This is a genomic window from Pseudomonas sp. fls2-241-R2A-110, assembly GCF_030209165.1.
GTDB lineage: Bacteria > Pseudomonadota > Gammaproteobacteria > Pseudomonadales > Pseudomonadaceae > Aquipseudomonas.
In genome coordinates this window covers 100021-117442 of the sequence record NZ_JARVSN010000009.1, presented here as the reverse complement: position 1 = coordinate 117442, position 17422 = coordinate 100021, and the positions used below count along the sequence as shown (strand labels likewise).

17 protein-coding genes are annotated in these 17422 nt (G+C 61.0%); 9 read left to right on the top strand and 8 right to left on the bottom strand.

Translation table 11 applies throughout. From position 1 onward, the window contains the following. Positions 1-171: 171 nt before the first annotated feature. The gene (locus tag QRN31_RS07780; RefSeq protein ID WP_285431213.1) at positions 172-978 is read right to left on the bottom strand and encodes a sulfite exporter TauE/SafE family protein; all 807 of its coding nucleotides are present in this window, start codon (positions 976-978) and stop codon (positions 172-174) included. 160 nt (positions 979-1138) lie between these two features. On the opposite strand from QRN31_RS07780, the gene QRN31_RS07775 reads away from it, so the two are divergent. Further along, a complete protein-coding gene (locus QRN31_RS07775; RefSeq protein ID WP_285431211.1) occupies positions 1139-2002 on the top strand; it encodes an MBL fold metallo-hydrolase in 864 nt (287 codons plus the stop codon). A 146-nt stretch (positions 2003-2148) separates the two neighbouring features. Here the strand turns inward: QRN31_RS07775 and bkdR are convergent, their stop codons facing one another. Continuing rightward, positions 2149-2637: a Bkd operon transcriptional regulator BkdR gene (gene bkdR / locus QRN31_RS07770; RefSeq protein WP_096822555.1), complete on the bottom strand. Its 489-nt coding sequence runs from the start codon at positions 2635-2637 to the stop codon at positions 2149-2151. 185 nt (positions 2638-2822) lie between these two features. Here bkdR and QRN31_RS07765 point away from each other — a divergent pair, with 185 nt between their 5' ends. The 5 genes from QRN31_RS07765 to QRN31_RS07745 all read left to right on the top strand — a co-directional run bounded on the left by QRN31_RS07765 (position 2823) and on the right by QRN31_RS07745 (position 9037). Beyond that, entirely contained in the window at positions 2823-4058 is a 1236-nt protein-coding gene (locus QRN31_RS07765) for a 3-methyl-2-oxobutanoate dehydrogenase (2-methylpropanoyl-transferring) subunit alpha (protein WP_285431209.1), read from the top strand. A 1-nt stretch (position 4059) separates the two neighbouring features. After that, complete coding sequence (locus QRN31_RS07760) at positions 4060-5118, top strand: alpha-ketoacid dehydrogenase subunit beta (protein ID WP_222587148.1); 1059 nt, start codon at positions 4060-4062, stop codon at positions 5116-5118. Beyond that, a complete protein-coding gene (locus tag QRN31_RS07755) occupies positions 5119-6399 on the top strand; it encodes a dihydrolipoamide acetyltransferase family protein (protein ID WP_285431206.1) in 1281 nt (426 codons plus the stop codon). It abuts the gene before it with no gap. A 3-nt stretch (positions 6400-6402) separates the two neighbouring features. Continuing rightward, positions 6403-7788 carry a dihydrolipoyl dehydrogenase gene (lpdA, locus tag QRN31_RS07750; RefSeq protein WP_285431205.1) on the top strand — a complete coding sequence of 462 codons (1386 nt, stop codon included), beginning with the start codon at positions 6403-6405 and terminating at the stop codon, positions 7786-7788. A gap of 229 nt (positions 7789-8017) precedes the next feature. Continuing rightward, entirely contained in the window at positions 8018-9037 is a 1020-nt protein-coding gene (locus QRN31_RS07745) for a branched-chain amino acid aminotransferase (RefSeq protein ID WP_285431204.1), read from the top strand. Positions 9038-9093: 56 nt separating this feature from the next. On the opposite strand, the gene QRN31_RS07740 is transcribed toward QRN31_RS07745, so the two are convergent. The 3 genes from QRN31_RS07740 to QRN31_RS07730 are packed head-to-tail and all read right to left on the bottom strand — an operon-like array spanning position 9094 to position 12123. Then, a complete protein-coding gene (locus QRN31_RS07740) occupies positions 9094-9936 on the bottom strand; it encodes a TIGR03915 family putative DNA repair protein (RefSeq protein WP_285431203.1) in 843 nt (280 codons plus the stop codon). Beyond that, positions 9933-11153: a putative DNA modification/repair radical SAM protein gene (locus QRN31_RS07735; protein ID WP_259154508.1), complete on the bottom strand. Its 1221-nt coding sequence runs from the start codon at positions 11151-11153 to the stop codon at positions 9933-9935. The genes QRN31_RS07740 and QRN31_RS07735 overlap by 4 nt, the downstream gene beginning before the upstream one ends. Before the next feature lie 52 nt (positions 11154-11205). Further along, entirely contained in the window at positions 11206-12123 is a 918-nt protein-coding gene (locus QRN31_RS07730) for a LysR substrate-binding domain-containing protein (protein ID WP_285431200.1), read from the bottom strand. A 105-nt stretch (positions 12124-12228) separates the two neighbouring features. On the opposite strand from QRN31_RS07730, the gene QRN31_RS07725 reads away from it, so the two are divergent. Then, on the top strand, positions 12229-12837 hold the full coding sequence (locus QRN31_RS07725; protein WP_285431199.1) for a LysE family translocator: 609 nt from the start codon (positions 12229-12231) through the stop codon (positions 12835-12837). Here the strand turns inward: QRN31_RS07725 and QRN31_RS07720 are convergent. After that, positions 12834-13598: an ArsR/SmtB family transcription factor gene (locus QRN31_RS07720; protein WP_285431198.1), complete on the bottom strand. Its 765-nt coding sequence runs from the start codon at positions 13596-13598 to the stop codon at positions 12834-12836. The two genes, QRN31_RS07725 and QRN31_RS07720, sit on opposite strands and share 4 nt — an antisense overlap. Before the next feature lie 82 nt (positions 13599-13680). On the opposite strand from QRN31_RS07720, the gene QRN31_RS07715 reads away from it, so the two are divergent. Beyond that, entirely contained in the window at positions 13681-14880 is a 1200-nt protein-coding gene (locus QRN31_RS07715) for a cytochrome P450 (protein WP_285431197.1), read from the top strand. Here QRN31_RS07715 and dmeF read toward each other — a convergent pair. Both dmeF and QRN31_RS07705 read right to left on the bottom strand, forming a co-directional pair. After that, complete coding sequence (dmeF, locus tag QRN31_RS07710; RefSeq protein WP_285431195.1) at positions 14801-15724, bottom strand: CDF family Co(II)/Ni(II) efflux transporter DmeF; 924 nt, start codon at positions 15722-15724, stop codon at positions 14801-14803. The two genes, QRN31_RS07715 and dmeF, sit on opposite strands and share 80 nt — an antisense overlap. Positions 15725-15737: 13 nt before the next feature. Continuing rightward, positions 15738-16013 (bottom strand): metal/formaldehyde-sensitive transcriptional repressor, encoded by a 276-nt coding sequence (locus tag QRN31_RS07705; RefSeq protein ID WP_090184884.1) that lies wholly within the window; start codon positions 16011-16013, stop codon positions 15738-15740. 277 nt (positions 16014-16290) lie between these two features. Between QRN31_RS07705 and QRN31_RS07700 the strand changes: the two genes are divergently transcribed. Continuing rightward, entirely contained in the window at positions 16291-17322 is a 1032-nt protein-coding gene (locus QRN31_RS07700; protein ID WP_285431193.1) for a D-cysteine desulfhydrase family protein, read from the top strand. The last annotated feature ends 100 nt before the right edge of the window (positions 17323-17422 follow it).

Here is a 17422-nt window from a genome sequence, read left to right as displayed (position 1 = left end):
TATCGAAAGGTGACCGGCGACGGCCTACGCTGCCTTGGAGCCGGTTGTGAGGTGCTTTGGAGTGGCAGGTGATGCGCGGCGAATTCGGTGTACGACCGGGTCGCGCCAGGACCCGGATCGAAGGGTGTACGCCGGGTCTGGCACACTGGCGGCCAGAAGACCCGGTACGCTCTAGATGCCTGCTCTGAACAGCATGTAAACGGCGACCACGACACAGACACTGGCGAAGCCGACTTGCAAGGCACGGGCCGGAACGCGTGCGCACAGCTTACGGCCAATGATCATGCCGACGATGCTGGCGACAATGAACGCCGCGCCCAGCGAGTCGATCCGCACGCCGGCATGGAACGCCCCGATCACCCCGATGGCGGAAATCAGGCTGATGACCATCAACGACGTGGCGACGATGCCGCGCATTTGCACATCGGTCAGTTGCTTGAACGCCGGCACAATCAGAAAGCCGCCACCCACACCGAGTAATCCTGAAACCACGCCGGTGACCGCACCCAGCGCCGCCAGGGTGGCGGTGCATTTGGCGGTCCAGGAAAAGCGCCCGGTCTGCTGATCGAGCATGCAGTTTTTCTGCCCCCAGTTGGCGTGGCCGTGATCGCTCGGCCCTTCTTCCTGACGCTCACGGCGCAGCATGCGCCAGGCCACCATGACCATCAGCAGGCTGAACAGAATCATCAGGATTTTTTCCGGCAGCTGATGGGCGAAGTAGATGCCCACCGGCGAAAAAATCGCCCCCAGCAACGCAATCAACAACGCGGCGCGATAGCGCACCAACCCGTGACGCAAACCGTCAATCGCACCGACTGCCGCCGCACTGCCTACCGCGAACAACGCCACTGGCGCTGCCTGCGTCATGGTCAACCCCAACCCCAGCACCAGGGCCGGCACCGCAAGAATGCCGCCACCGGCGCCGGTCAAACCGAGCACCAGGCCCATTACCACGCCAAAGAAACTTGCCAACAACATAAAACGCTCGTCGTCCGAGAAAAAAGCCGGGAACGCCCGGTATCGATGCCTGACAGGATAGAGCCCGCGTGGAAAATTTCCTTCATCAATTCACGCGGGACTGGTCAGCACAGGGAAAATGCCACTACCCTCAAGGCATGTCCCAACAGAATCCGCCACCATGCCTGCCTTGATTGAAGCCTTCCTCGACCCTGCCTCGTCGACCTACAGTTACGTGATCTACGAAGACGATGGCGGCCAGTGCGCAATCGTCGATCCGGTGCTCGACTACGACCCCGCCGCCGGGCGCACCGCCACCACCCAGGCGGATAAAATCATTGCCTTCGTGCGTGAACATCAGTTGCAGGTGCAATGGCTGCTGGAAACCCACGCCCATGCCGATCACCTGTCCGCGGCACCGTATCTGCGGCGCGAGTTGGGCGGCAAGATTGCAATCGGTCAATCGATCAGCAAGGTTCAGGGCGTGTTCAAGAGTCTGTTCAACCTTGAGCCGGCGTTTCGCAGTGACGGCTCGCAGTTCGACCATCTGTTCGCGCCGGACGAATCGTTCATGATCGGCCATCTCAAGGCCACGGCCCTGCATGTGCCTGGCCACACGCCGGCCGACATGGCTTATTTGATCGACGGGGATGTGATTCTGGCGGGCGATACGCTGTTCATGCCCGACGTCGGCACCGCGCGCTGCGACTTCCCCGGTGGCAATGCCAACCAGATGTTCGCCTCGATCCGCAAATTGCTGGCCTTCCCGGCCAGCGTGCGCCTCTTTGTCTGCCACGATTACCCGCCCCAAGGCCGCCAATCCCAGTGCATGAGCACCGTGGGCGAACAGCGCAAAAGCAATATCCATATGCATGACGGCGTCGACGAAGCGGCGTTTGTCGCCATGCGCACCCATCGTGACGCGGGGCTGGGCATGCCGACGCTGTTGCTGCCGGCGATCCAGGTGAATGTGCGGGCGGGGAATTTTCCGCCGGCCGAGGACAACGGCATCAGCTACCTGAAAATCCCTCTGAATAAACTCTGACGTTGATCGTTCCCACGCTCTGCGTGGGAATGCCTCAAGGGACGCTCCGCGTTCCAGCTTCGGAAGGGGACGCGGAGCGTCCCGGGCTGCATTCCCACGCAGACGGTTCGACGCCTCGACGTGGGAACGATCATCACGTCGAGGCGTTAAACCCCAAGGGTCAGGCCGTTGGCCGGCAACGGCAGCGCGGTTTTGTAGCGAACCTGCTTGAGCGCAAAGCTTGAGCGAATGTTGGCAACGCCCGGGACCTTGGTCAGGAAATCCATCATGAAGCGCTCCAGCGACTGAATGGTCGGCACCAGTACGCGGATCAGGTAATCCGGGTCACCGGCCATCAGGTAGCACTCCATCACCTCCGGACGATCCGAAATCGCTTCCTCGAAATGCTGCAACGCCTCCTCAACCTGTTTCTCCAGGCTTACATGAATGAACACATTCACATGCAGCCCCAGCAGGTCGGCATCCAGCAGCGTCACTTGCTCACGAATCAGCCCCAGTTCTTCCATTGCCTTGACCCGATTGAAGCACGGCGTCGGCGACAGGTTGACCGAGCGTGCAAGGTCGGCGTTGGTGATGCGGGCGTTCTCCTGAAGGCTGTTCAAAATGCCGATATCGGTACGGTCCAGTTTGCGCATGAGACAAATCCACCTGTTTTTTATGTTTATGCAGATTTTTTATCCTCAAATGATCTCCGGCGCAACGAAACAGAGATAAATATTCTTCTTCGCCGGGCCTATGATTGTTGTAGGACAAGATTTCTTCCACAGAAGAAAGACGGTCAGCTCACTACAAGAAATTCACAAGATCGAGCGTAGAAGCCATGAACCAAGCGTATGAACCGCTGCAACTGCACGTTCCCGAACCCTCGGGCCGTCCCGGCTGCAAAACCGACTTCTCCTACCTGCGTCTGACCGACGCCGGCACGGTGCGCAAACCCCCAATCGACGTTGAGCCGGCCGACACTGCTGATCTGGCCAAGGGCCTGATTCGCGTGCTCGACGACCAGGGCAACGCCCTCGGCCCATGGGCTGAAGGCGTACCGGTCGAGATCCTGCGTAAAGGCATGCGCGCCATGCTCAAGACGCGGATCTATGACAACCGCATGGTGGTCGCCCAGCGCCAGAAAAAAATGTCGTTCTACATGCAGAGCCTCGGCGAAGAAGCCATCGGCAGCGGCCAGGCCCTGGCGTTGAACGTCGATGACATGTGCTTCCCGACGTACCGCCAGCAAAGCATCCTGATGGCGCGAGACGTGCCGCTGGTGGACCTGATCTGCCAACTGCTGTCCAACGAGCGCGATCCGCTCAAGGGCCGTCAGCTGCCGATCATGTATTCAGTCAAGGATTACGGTTTCTTCACCATTTCCGGCAACCTCGCCACCCAGTTCGTGCAGGGCGTGGGCTGGGGCATGGCTTCGGCGATCAAGGGCGACACTAAAATCGCCTCGGCCTGGATCGGCGACGGTGCCACCGCTGAATCCGACTTCCACACCGCCCTCACCTTCGCCCACGTTTACCGTGCGCCGGTGATCCTCAACGTGGTCAACAACCAGTGGGCGATCTCGACGTTCCAGGCGATTGCCGGTGGTGAAGCCACTACGTTTGCCGGCCGTGGCGTCGGATGCGGCATTGCCTCCCTGCGGGTTGATGGCAACGATTTTGTCGCGGTCTACGCCGCCTCCGCCTGGGCCGCCGAACGCGCTCGCCGTAACCTCGGCCCGACCATGATCGAATGGGTCACCTACCGCGCCGGCCCGCACTCGACCTCCGATGATCCGTCCAAATACCGTCCCGCCGACGACTGGAGCTACTTCCCGCTGGGTGACCCGATTGCCCGCCTCAAGCAGCACCTGATCAAGATCGGTCAGTGGTCCGAAGAGGAACACGTCGCCGTCAGCGCCGAACTCGAAGCTTTGGTAATCGCCGCGCAGAAAGAAGCCGAGCAGTACGGCACCCTCGCCGGCGGCCAGATTCCAAGCGCCGCGACCATGTTCGAAGACGTCTACAAAGAGATGCCGGAGCACTTGAAGCGCCAGCGTCAAGAGTTGGGGATCTGACATGAACGACCACAACAACAATATCCAGCTGGAAACCGCCATGACCACGACCACCATGACCATGATCCAGGCCCTGCGCTCGGCCATGGATGTGATGCTTGAGCGTGACGACAACGTCGTGGTGTTCGGCCAGGACGTGGGCTACTTCGGCGGCGTATTCCGTTGCACCGAAGGCCTGCAGACCAAATACGGCACCTCTCGCGTATTCGACGCGCCGATTTCAGAAAGCGGCATCGTCGGCGTCGCCGTGGGCATGGGCGCCTATGGTTTGCGCCCGGTGGCCGAGATCCAGTTCGCCGACTACGTATACCCGGCATCGGACCAGATCATTTCCGAAGCCGCCCGTTTGCGTTATCGCTCCGCTGGCGAGTTCACTGCCCCGATGACCCTGCGCATGCCTTGCGGCGGCGGCATTTACGGCGGCCAGACCCACAGCCAGAGCATTGAAGCGATGTTCACCCAGGTCTGCGGCCTGCGCACCGTCATGCCATCCAACCCGTACGACGCCAAGGGCTTGCTGATCGCCTCCATCGAAAACGATGACCCGGTGATCTTCCTCGAGCCAAAACGCCTGTACAACGGCCCGTTCGACGGCCACCACGACCGCCCGGTAACCCCGTGGTCGAAGCACCCGGCCGCACAAGTGCCGGACGGTTACTACACCGTGCCGCTGGACGTCGCCGCCATCACCCGTCCGGGCAAGGCTGTGACCATCCTGACCTACGGCACCACGGTGTATGTGTCGCAAGTGGCCGCTGAAGAAACCGGCATCGACGCCGAAGTCATCGACCTGCGCAGCCTGTGGCCGCTGGACCTTGAGACCATCGTCAAGTCAGTGAAGAAAACCGGCCGCTGCGTGATCGTTCACGAAGCGACCCGCACCTGCGGCTTTGGCGCCGAACTGGTCGCGCTGGTGCAAGAGCACTGCTTCCACTACCTGGAAGCGCCGATCGAACGCGTCACCGGTTGGGACACCCCCTACCCGCACGCGCAAGAGTGGGCGTATTTCCCAGGGCCGTCCCGTGTGGGCGCGGCGTTGAAACGGGTTATGGAGGTCTGAATGGGCACGCACGTTATTAAAATGCCGGACATTGGCGAAGGCATTGCAGAAGTTGAATTGTCGGTGTGGCACGTCAAGGTCGGCGACATGGTTGTCGAGGACCAGGTATTGGCCGATGTCATGACCGACAAGGCGATGGTCGACATCCCCTCGCCGGTGCACGGCAAAGTGATCGCGCTGGGCGGACAGCCGGGCGAAGTCATGGCGGTTGGCAGCATCCTGATCAGCATTGAAGTCGAAGGCGCGGGCAACGTTAAAGAGTCGGCTCAGCCCGCTGTTGCGGCCGCTGTCGCGAAAGAGACACCAGTGGCGGCGCCGAAAATTGAAGCGTCGGCCGTCAGCAAACCGGTTGCTGCACCGCGTCCAGCCGCCGTGTGCCAAGGCCCGGTGGTTGCTCGCGAAGCCGACGAGCGCCCGCTGGCCTCACCAGCCGTGCGCAAACATGCACTGGATCTGGGCATTCAGTTGCGTCTGGTGCGTGGCACCGGCCCTGCCGGTCGCGTGTTGCACGAAGACCTCGACGCGTATCTGGCGCAAGGTCAGCAGCCACAATCGACTGCCGGCGCCGCTTACGCCCAGCGCAATGACGAAGAACAGATTCCGGTGATCGGCATGCGCCGCAAGATCGCCCAGCGCATGCAGGACGCCACCCAGCGCGCGGCGCACTTCAGTTATGTCGAAGAAATTGACGTCACTGCTGTGGAAGAACTGCGCGCGCACCTGAACGAAAAATACGGCGCGACACGCGGCAAGCTGACCCTGCTGCCGTTTCTGGTCCGTGCCCTGGTCGTCGCCCTGCGTGACTTCCCGCAGATCAACGCCCGGTACGACGACGAAGCCCAGGTCATCACCCGCCTCGGCGCCGTGCACGTGGGCATTGCCACCCAGGCCGACATTGGTTTGATGGTGCCGGTGGTGCGTCATGCCGAAGCCCGCAGCCTGTGGGACAACGCCGCTGAAATCTCTCGCCTCGCCACCGCCGCACGCAACGGCAAGGCTGCCCGCGATGAGCTCTCCGGCTCGAGCATCACCCTGACCAGCCTCGGCGCGTTGGGCGGCATCGTCAGCACACCCGTGCTGAACCTGCCGGAAGTGGCAATCGTCGGCGTGAACAAAATCGTCGAACGCCCGATGGTCGTCAAAGGCCAGATCGTGATTCGCAAGATGATGAACCTCTCCAGTTCTTTCGATCACCGCGTGGTCGATGGCATGGACGCGGCGCAATTCATCCAGGCCATTCGTGGCTTGCTCGAACAACCCGCTACGCTGTTTGTGGAGTAGGTCATGCAACAGACTTTGAATACCACGCTGCTGATCATCGGCGGCGGCCCTGGCGGTTATGTGACGGCGATCCGTGCCGGCCAGTTGGGCATCTCGACCATTCTGGTGGAAGGCCAATCCCTGGGCGGCACCTGCCTGAACATCGGCTGCATTCCGTCCAAGGCGCTGATTCACGTGGCCGAGCAGTTCCACCAGACGCAGCATCACAGCCAGCATTCGGCGCTGGGCATCAGTGTTTCGGCACCCACCCTCGACATCAGCAAGAGTGTCGAGTGGAAGGACGGCATCGTCGATCGCCTGACCACGGGTGTCGCGGCCCTGCTGAAAAAGAACAAAGTCCAGGTCATCCAAGGCTGGGCCACCGTGGTCGACGGCAAGACCGTTGATGTGGGCGACACGCGGATTCAGTGCGAGCACCTGGTGCTGGCCACCGGCTCGAAAAGCGTGAACCTGCCGATGCTGCCGATTGGCGGCCCGATCATCTCCTCCACCGAGGCCCTGGCACCGAAGTCGGTGCCGAAACGGTTGGTGGTGGTAGGTGGCGGCTACATCGGTCTGGAGCTGGGGATTGCCTATCGCAAGCTTGGCGCCGAGGTCAGCGTGGTCGAGGCTCAGGAACGCATCCTGCCGGCCTACGATGCTGAACTGACCCAACCGGTGCACGACGAACTGAAAAAACTCGGCGTGAAGCTTTACTTGAAGCACAGCGTCCAAGGCTTTGATTCTGCTAGCAATACACTGCAAGTTCTGCAGCCGGGCGGCGAGACCCTGAACCTGGAAACGGATCAGGTGCTGGTAGCCGTCGGTCGCAAACCCAACACCCAGGGCTGGAACCTCGAAGCGCTGAACCTGGACATGAACGGCTCGTCGATCAAGATCGACAACCGTTGCCAGACCAGCATGCGCAACGTGTATGCCATCGGCGACCTGAGTGGCGAACCGATGCTCGCGCACCGGGCGATGGCCCAGGGCGAGATGGTCGCTGAACTGATCAGCGGTCTACACCGCGAGTTCAACCCGACCGCCATCGCCGCCGTGTGCTTTACCGACCCGGAACTGGTGGTGGTCGGCAAAACCCCGGACGAGGCCAAGGCTGCGGGGCTGGACTGCATCGTGTCGAGCTTCCCGTTCGCGGCCAATGGCCGGGCGATGACGCTGGAATCCAAAAGCGGCTTCGTGCGGGTCGTGGCTCGCCGTGACAATCATGTGATCGTCGGTTGGCAAGCGGTCGGAGTCGGCGTTTCGGAGTTGTCGACCGCCTTCGGTCAGAGCCTGGAAATGGGCGCGCGACTGGAAGACATCGCCGGCACCATCCACGCACACCCGACACTGGGCGAAGCGGTACAGGAAGCGGCGCTGCGAGCCTTGGGCCACGCGTTACATCTCTAACTGATCGTTCCCACGCTCTGCGTGGGAATGCAGCCCGGGACGCTCCGCGTCCCAGAAGCGGACGCGGAGCGTCCATTGAGGCATTCCCACGCAGAGCGTGGGAACGATCAACGATAAAGGAACGAATTCCGACTGCGAAACAGGCCCGGAATGAAGTATTGTTGTCCCCATCCAAAAAACGTCAGAAGCCTTGAACCGTTTCGGCGGTTGTTAAGTGATAGAGGGTGTCATGGGTAACGAAAGCATCAATTGGGACAAGTTGGGTTTTGACTACATCAAGACAGACAAGCGCTATCTGTCGCACTGGCGTAATGGCGAGTGGGACAAAGGCACCCTGACCGAAGACAATGTGCTGCACATCAGCGAAGGCTCCACTGCCCTTCACTATGGCCAGCAATGCTTCGAAGGCCTGAAGGCCTATCGTTGCAAGGACGGTTCGATCAACCTGTTCCGCCCGGATCAGAACGCCGCACGCATGCAACGCAGCTGCGGTCGTCTGCTGATGCCACAGGTGTCCACCGAGCAGTTCGTCGAAGCGTGCAAGGAAGTGGTCCGTGCCAACGAGCGTTTCATCCCGCCTTACGGCACTGGCGGCGCGCTGTACCTGCGTCCGTTCGTGATCGGCGTGGGTGACAACATTGGCGTGCGTACCGCACCGGAGTTCATCTTCTCGATTTTCTGCATCCCGGTCGGCGCCTACTTCAAGGGCGGCCTGACCCCGCACAACTTCCTGATCTCCAGCTACGACCGTGCGGCCCCACAAGGCACCGGCGCAGCCAAGGTCGGTGGCAACTACGCGGCCAGCCTGATGCCAGGTTCCCAGGCCAAGAAGGCGCACTTCGCGGACGCCATCTACCTGGACCCGATGACCCACACCAAAATCGAAGAAGTCGGCTCGGCCAACTTCTTCGGGATCACCCACGACAACAAGTTCGTCACGCCGAACTCGCCGTCGGTCCTGCCAGGCATCACCCGCCTGTCGTTGATCGAACTGGCCAAATCGCGTCTGGGCCTGGAAGTGGTTGAAGGCGACGTGTTCATCGACAAGCTCTCCGACTTCAAGGAAGCCGGCGCTTGTGGTACCGCTGCCGTGATCACTCCGATCGGCGGCATCAGCTACAACGACCATCTGCACGTGTTCCACAGCGAGACCGAAGTCGGTCCGGTCACCCAGAAGCTCTACAAAGAGCTGACCGGTGTACAGACTGGCGACATCGAAGCACCTGCGGGCTGGATCGTTAAGGTTTGACCTGACATCCGCCACAACAAAAACCCACTGGGCGCCTGCGCGTCCAGTGGGTTTTTTTATGGATTCTGGAGACGCTCGGCGTCTCCCAGCGTAATGCGTTTACCGCCCCTGCCCTTGATCCCGCTGGCCTGGCCGTCCTGCTGTTTGCCCGTGCGAGCCTGAATGATCAACCCCGGAATCAGCGCGCCTTCCGGGAGGTTCTTCCAGAACCGCATCGGCAAATGCCCTTGCATCACCGTCGGGTTCAATCGCGCCGGATTGAAGATATGGCTGTAGTAGGTCAACCACATGTCGCTGTGTGGATCGTCGGCGTTTTGTGCCAGTTGCTGCCATTCAATCGGGCAGCGACGGTGGTGGATCAGCCGCTCGCCATCGTAGTAAACCCCGTCCCGAGGTGTCGCAATCAACCAGCGATGGCGGCCCATGCGGCCAATGAAATGTTCGCTGGCACTGTGCAGGATGTCATGGGCCGGTTCGTGCCAGGCGACATAGTGCGGACCCTCGCCTTCAGGCATCGCGACGAAACGCACAAATGCATGTAGATGATGAGCTTCACGCTGTATCTGCTTGATTCTTCTCTGCAATTCACTGCCTAGCTTGTCGCCTGCCAACACTGCGGTGCGGTCGCCATGACTGACTCGCCACAACACTTCGTACAACAGGCTCCAACGCTGATCACCGCGATAACGGGCGGCGCGTTCGAGGGTGTCCAATAGCGTTCGCGGGATCCGGGCCTGAAACGGCCCCTGGGTTTCGGGCGGCGCATCGTCACTGGCGAACAGGTCAGCCACACCCTCACTGGCCCAACTCACCAGGCTGGGGTCCACCTCATGACTGAGCAGCCAGCGTGCCTGTTGGCGCCATGTATCGAACAAGTCGTCGCAATCGAGATGGATCATCCCCACAACCCCATCTGTTGTGGGGCGGGTCGGTCGCGCAATTGCTGATACAGCAGATGACTGGTGACTTCGGCCTGCTGCGGGTGGTAATCGCTGGTGATGAAAAACGGCTTGGCCTTGGCCAGGACACAGCGCATTCGAGTCAGGTCCTCGTAGCGGATGCGGCGCTGGCGACGCAGTTCCACCAGGCGCTCGGTGGTGCGCAAGCCTATGCCGGGAATGCGCGCGATCAACGATGCCTCGGCGTGGTTGAGGTCCAGCGGGAAGACGTCGCGATTCTCCAGTGCCCACGCCAGCTTCGGGTCAATGTCGAGCGCCAGGTGCCCGGGCCCCTTGAACAGCTCGCCTGCGGTAAAGCCGTAGCTGCGCAACAGGAAATCCGCTTGATACAAGCGGTGTTCACGCATCAACGGTGGCGCGGCCAACGGCACGCTTTTCGGGCTGTTGGGGATCGGACTGAACGCCGAGTAATAGACCCGCCGCAAACGGAAGTTGCCATACAGCGCCTGGGCGCTATGAAGAATGGTGCTGTCATCGGTGTCATCGGCGCCAACGATCATTTGCGTGCTCTGCCCGGCCGGGGCAAATTTCGGCGCGCGCGGCTCGTTGAGCACGGTTTGTACGCCGGTGTAGATGGTCTGCATCGCTTGCTTGATCGAGCCCAGCTGTTTCTCCGGAGCCAGGGTTTGCAGGCTGGCGTCGGTGGGCAATTCGATGTTCACGCTCAAGCGATCGGCGTAGCGCCCCGCCTCCTCGATCAGCGCCGGATCGGCTTCAGGAATGGTCTTGAGGTGAATGTAACCGCGAAACTCATGCTCTTCGCGCAGCAGCTTGGCCACACGGATCAATTGCTCCATGGTGTAGTCCGCCGAACGAATGATCCCGGAGCTGAGAAACAGCCCGCTGACGCAGTTGCGCCGGTAGAAATCCAGGGTCAGCGTCACCACTTCTTCCGGCGTGAAGCGTGCGCGTGGCACATCGCTTGAACGACGATTGACGCAATACTGGCAGTCGTACAGGCAGAAGTTGGTCAGCAGAATCTTCAGCAGCGAAACGCAGCGCCCGTCCGGAGTATAGCTGTGGCAAATGCCCATGCCGTTGGTCGAGCCCAGTCCGCTCTTGCCCTCGGAACTGCGCTTGGGCGCACCGCTGCTGGCGCATGACGCGTCGTATTTGGCGGCGTCGGCGAGGATGCTGAGCTTGTCGATGAGTTCCATGGGGCACGCCTTATACTGGATGGATACACAGTATCGCGTCGATGCCCGTGGTTCAAGTCGAGAACGCACCCTTGGTCGCCTGGTCCTCATCCTGAGCAATCCGGCTAAACAACCACTCCACAAAGACCCGAGCAGACGTTGTCACATCTGGCGCTACACCGTAGTAATAGCGCGGCAGCGGCATGCGTAATTCGGGTAATGGGCAGATCAGGCGTCCACTCGAAAGATGGGTGCCCAGCAAAGAGCTTGGACACAAGGCGATGCCCTGCCCCTCCACGACGGCCTGCAGCACTAGGTGCATGTGATCGAATTGACGGGTGGCCTGAGCGGCTGACTGGCGTTGGCCAAAATGCATGGCCCAGTTGTGCCAGTCTTCGCGGCGCGCCTTGGCGGTCAGCAATGTGTGCCGGTCCAGTCCAGCAAGGTCTTCAAGTGGCTGCTGTTCGATCAGCGAGGGCGCCGCGACCAGCAGCAGTTCGTCTTCAAACAAGGGCCGCGCTTCAATCGCCGGTGCCCAGTCGTCGCGACCACGGCGAATGACGACGTCAAACCCGTCGCGGGCATGATCGGGGGCCTGGGTCTGGGTCATCACCTGCGGCGTGATGCCTGGGTATTGCGCCATGAAATCCGCGAGCCTGGGCTCCAGCCACAGCTGGGCAAAGGACGGGCGGACATTGATCTTCACCACCGGCAGCGCGGCATGCCGCTTGAGTTCGGCGGCAGCGTCGGCAATTTGCGCCAACCCGGCGCTCACCTGCCCATAAAACCGCTGGCCGGCCGGCGTCAGCAGCGATTGCCGGATGCGTCGCTCAAACAGCAACACGCCCAGATGTTCTTCAAGCAATTTGATGTGTCGGCTGACCGCACTGTGGCTGACATGCAGCTCTTCGGCCGCCAGGGCGAAGCTCTGATGACGAGCAGCGACAGCAAAGGCGCGAACAGCATTGAGCGGCGGTAGTTGATTTTTCATGCGTCTAATTTAGTCACCTATGCGCCGAAATTAAAGCGTTTGTCACGCGCATTGCGCCACGCCAATCTGCCCCCACGCAGCCAGCGCCACCTGACGGAGCACGCCATGAACAACTACGGACTGTTTTTGCTTTTCGCCACGCTGACCATTCTGAGCCCCGGGCCTGGCGTACTGCTGACCCTGTCCAATGCGGCCAGACACGGCTGGACCGGGGCATTGCCGGGCATTTTCGGCATCGCCTCGGGGGCGTTCATCGTCGCCGCCATCAGCGCCACCAGTGTGGGCCTGATCCTCAGCACCTCTGCCCATGCCTTTACCGTACTGAAATACGCAGGGGCCGCGTATTTGTTGTATTTGGGGTTCAAGAGCTGGCGCTCGGACCGTTTCAGCTCGTTGCTGCAAACCCGGCCTTCAAGCCCGGGCTATCGCTTTCTGGAAGCGGCGTCGATCCAGTTCCTCAATCCCAAGGCCGTGTTTTTTTTCCTGGCGGTGTTTCCGCAATTCATCGACACCTCGGCGCACTTCTCCAGCCAGTTTTTCAAACTGGTCGCCTCTTACGCGGTGCTGGTGATCCTGGTGCATGGCAGTTATGCGCTGCTCGCCAATGCCGCCAAAGGCTGGCTGTCGAGCCCGAAAGGCGGTTGGCTGGCCGCCAAAGTCTCAGGGGTGACCTTTGCCGGTTTTGGCGTGCTCATGGCCTCGGCCAGCCGCTAAGTCGTCGGGCTGGCACTCGAACGGCGGCGGGACTCGGCAGGTGTGGGACGAGCGATCGCGACTTGAGTCGGCAACTCAACGGCGAAGCGGCTGCCGATCTCCTTGCGCCCGACCGCCGTCAACGTCAGCGCCCGACTGTCCAGATCCTGGGTCAGCCATTTGCGCTTGATCGCGGTTTGCAGCAACGCCGCGCCCAATGAGCCGCCCAAATGCGGGCGCCGCATGCTCCAGTCCAGGCACGGGCAGGCGAAGCGGCGGCGCAGCGTATTCAGGTCCTTGACCTCAATGCCCAGCCCCGCAAACAGGGCCTCGCCACTGGTGCTGAGCTGATAAACCTGCTCGTCGGTTTCCAGCAACCATCCGGCTTCGATCATCCGGTCATGCAGCAACACGGCCAAGGTGCCGGCCATATGGTCGTAACAGGTGCGGGCGAATTGCAGCCGATCCGGCGTCCGTGAGCTGAAGGTCGGCGCAGTGTTCTGGCCGATCACCATCAGCGCTTCCAGCGCCTGGGCGACGCGTTTGTCCGCGAGGCTGTAATAACGATGGCGGCCCTGCACGTGCAACCGCACCAGCGCCAGTTCCTTGAGTTTGGCCAAATGTGCACTGGCCGTGGAGGCACTGACTTCGGCAACCGCCGCGAGCTCGGTGCTGGTGCGGGCGTGGCCGTCCATCAGCGAACAGAGGATTTTCGTCCGCGCCGGCTCTGCAATGGCCGCCGCCACCTGCGAGACGCCGATGTCGTGGTGTTCAACGTTCATATTTCGCTCCCGAACGAATCAAGGCCTTTTCGGACTGGAGATAGTAGCAACACTTTCCCCACCACGAACAAGGCTGCGACCCATGGACCCGATCATCGCTGCAACTCATGTCGATCCTTATCCTTACTACGCCCAACTGCGCGCCGAGGGCGGGCTGGTTTTTCATCAGGGGCTGAAACTGTGGGTGGCGAGCAGTGCCCGCGCGGTCGCTGCCGTGCTCGCGCATCCCGATTGCCATGTGCGACCTTCTCACGAGCCAGTGCCCAAGGCGATTGTTGGCGGCATGGCCGGCCAGGTGTTTGCGCAATTGATGCGCATGAACGAGGGCGAACGTCACCGCTGTCCGAGGTCGGCGATCGAGCCAGGGCTGGCGCTGATTGATGTCAGCGAAGTCGAGGCGCTGGTGAGCGCGCGGCTGATCACGCCGGACGCTGCGGGGTTGTACAACGCCATGTTTCGCGGGCCGGTCTGCGTGGTGGCGGCGTTGCTGGGGTTCTCACCGGCCCAGGGTCGGGCGATCAGCGAGCTGACGGCGAATTTCGTCGCGTGCCTGTCGCCGCTCAGTGATCAGGCGCAACTGCACGCGGCGCACGGGGCGGCGGAGCAATTGAGGGGGTATTTCGTTGAACTGTTGGAGGATCCGGACAACAAAAGCGCACTGCTCGCAGGGATTCGCCAGCGTTTCGCCGCAGACCATGAAGCGCTGATTGCCAACCTGATCGGGCTGTTTTCCCAGACGTATGAGGCCACCGCCGGGCTGATCGGCAATGCGCTGTTGGCGTTGATTCGAAACCCGTCATTGCGCAGTGAATCGACGCGCGTTGACCACTTGATCGCAGAAGTTCAGCGCTTTGATCCGTCAGTGCAGAATACCCGGCGATTCGTCGCCGCACCGTGTGAGATTGACGGTATCCATCTCAATTCAGGCGATGTGATTCTGGTGCTGCTGGCATCGGCCAATCGTGATCCTCAGCTCAATGAGCGTCCCGACGCGTTTAAGCTGGATCGCCCGCAACGCCGCAGTTTTACCTTTGGCGCGGGGCGTCATCAATGTCCGGGGCAAATGCTCGCGCTGGAGATCGCCAGGGCGACACTGGAGGAAATTCTGGCCCATCGACCCGATTGGGACTGCCTGAGCTGGCACTACCGCCCTTCCCTCAACAGCCGCCTGCCGCATTTCAACGACGGCCCCGCACGCGGCTTCAAGCGGTGCGAAACTCCACCGTCAGGTGAGACAGCTCATGAACCGGCGCCAGACGTTCGCGAATGGTGTCGGCACTGACGGGAGCATTGGCCACGACACTGACAATCGCCGCCCGCGCATCAGGCCCGACCTGCCAGACGTGGAGGTCGCTGATGCGCACGTCATCCGTCGCCAGCAACTCACGAATCTCAGCAGCCACGGGCTCATCGGTGGTGTCGAGCAACACCGCCGCACTGTCGCGCATCAGGCCATAGGCCCATTTGGCAATGACAATGGCACCGACGATGCCCATCGCCGGGTCCAGCCAGACCCAGCCCAGGTAACGGCCGGCCAGCAGCGCCGCGATCGCAAGCACCGAGGTCAAGGCATCAGCGAGCACGTGGACGTAGGCCGAGCGCAGGTTGTTGTCGTGATGATGGCCGTGGTCATGGCTATGACCATGATCATGGCCGTGATGCCCATGGTGACCCATCAAGAGAAAAGCACTGGCAATGTTCACCGCCAGCCCGACTACGGCAATTACTGTCGCCTCTGTAAAGGCTACGGTGGTCGGCTCGAACAGTCGCAGGACGGATTCCACGGCAATGCCGAGCGACACCAGCCCCAGCACCATGGCCGAGGCAAAACCGGCCAGATCACCGACCTTGCCGGTGCCAAAACTGTAGCGGGCGTTGCTGGCATGTCGCCGGGCAAAACCATAGGCCGCCGCCGCGATGCCCAAGGCTGCGACATGGGTCGCCATGTGGAAACCATCGGCCAGCAACGCCATGGAACCCGTGAGGTAACCGGCGGCAATCTCGCCGATCATCATGACGAAGGTCAGCGCCACCACCCACCAGGTGCGGCGGGCGTTTTCATCATGGGAGGCGCCCAGGAACATGTGGTCGTGGGCAAAATTCGAAGCCTGCGGTAACGGTGTCATGTCTTTTCAGGCCTTATTTCGAGTAACGACGGATAGCTTGCAGTAACTCTTCCAGGCCTTCGGCGCGCTCTTCGTCGCTCAGGCCTGGACGGGCCACGTGTTCACGGGCGTGGGCGTCGATGAACTGATCCATCAAACCGTTGACCGCACCACGAATGGCGGCGACCAGGTGCAGGGTCTTCGCGCAATCAGCGTCGGACTCAAGCGCCTTCTCCACAGCCTGGACCTGGCCTGAGATGCGCCGCACCCGGTTGAGCAAATCATCTTTGTGTTCGTGAATATGCGACATACCTATACCCCCTACCCCTATCAGGCGCGCATAGTCACTGATCCTGAGCGAACAGGCAAGTCGAATATCCAAACGTGGAGTGCCCTTTACGCCAGTCGTTGCGCGATAAAAATCGACAAACGCCTGGCGACGGAGACTCCCATTCGCCTGAGTTTGCTCGTGTCCCTGCCTTGCATTAATTACACAAGGTTAAAGGAGTAATAACCGGCGGTGCGTTTATCACCCGAGGCTTTCTCCCTAGAGTCACTTTAATAAAGTGAACAACGAGGCGCCATTGATGCAAACCCTACTGGACAAGTCGCTGAGTTCTTTTGCGCGGGTCGACCTGTTGCAAGGCCCTACGCCGATTCAGAGGGCTGAACGCCTGGAGCAATGGCTGGATTTGAAGTCGCGGGGCATCGGCCTGTATCTCAAGCGTGACGATCACATGCTAATCGGCGGTGGCGGCAACAAATTGCGCAAACTCGAATTTCACATTGGCGCCGCGCTTGAGACCGGTGTCGACACGGTGATTACCGTTGGCGGCCTGCAATCCAACCATGCGCGGCTGACCGCAGCGGTGTGCGCCCGCCTGGGCCTTGCCTGCGAATTGATCCTGACCCGCGCGGTGCCCAAAGACGAAGTGGACTACGAGCTGAACGGCAACGTCCTGCTCGATCAGTTATTCGGCGCAGACATCCAGGTGCTCGCCAAGGGCAGCGATGCGCTCGCAAAAGCCGACATTCGCGCCGCACAACTTCGCGACTCGGGACGCAAAGTGCTGGTCATACCAACGGGCGGATCGACGCCGCTGGGCAGTCTCGGTTATGCACGCTGCGCGGCGGAAATCGCGCAGCAGGAAACCGAACTCGGCCTGACGTTCAACCAGGTCGTGGTGCCCAACGGCAGCGCCGGCACCCATGCCGGGCTGGCGGCTGGCTTTGAATTGCTGGATCGCGGCACTTCAATCGTCAAGTCGTATTCGGTGCTGTCCGACCGCGACACGTCAGCGGCCAGAACCCTGACATTGACCCAGGACGCCCTGACATTGCTGGGCAGCGACGCCGTTGTGACGGCTGAAGCGATCAACATTGACGGCCGTCAGCTGGGCGACGGATACGGTTTGCCGACACCGGCCATGCAAGAAGCCGTACGCCTGATGGCCCGCGCCGAAGGGTTGTTGATCGACCCGGTGTATTCCGGGAAAGCCTTCGCCGGGCTGTTGGCCGATATCCGGCAAGGGCACTTTCGTTCCGGGGACAATGTGTTGTTTGTCATGACCGGGGGAACACCGGGTTTGTATGCGTATCGGGAAACATTTCAGGCTTGACGGTGAGCCAATGTAGGGTGGATGAACGCAAAATTCCCACATCATTTGTAGCCGTCGGGTGAGGCTACATCACCTTGTGTCGTTGCCTACAACTACGCCA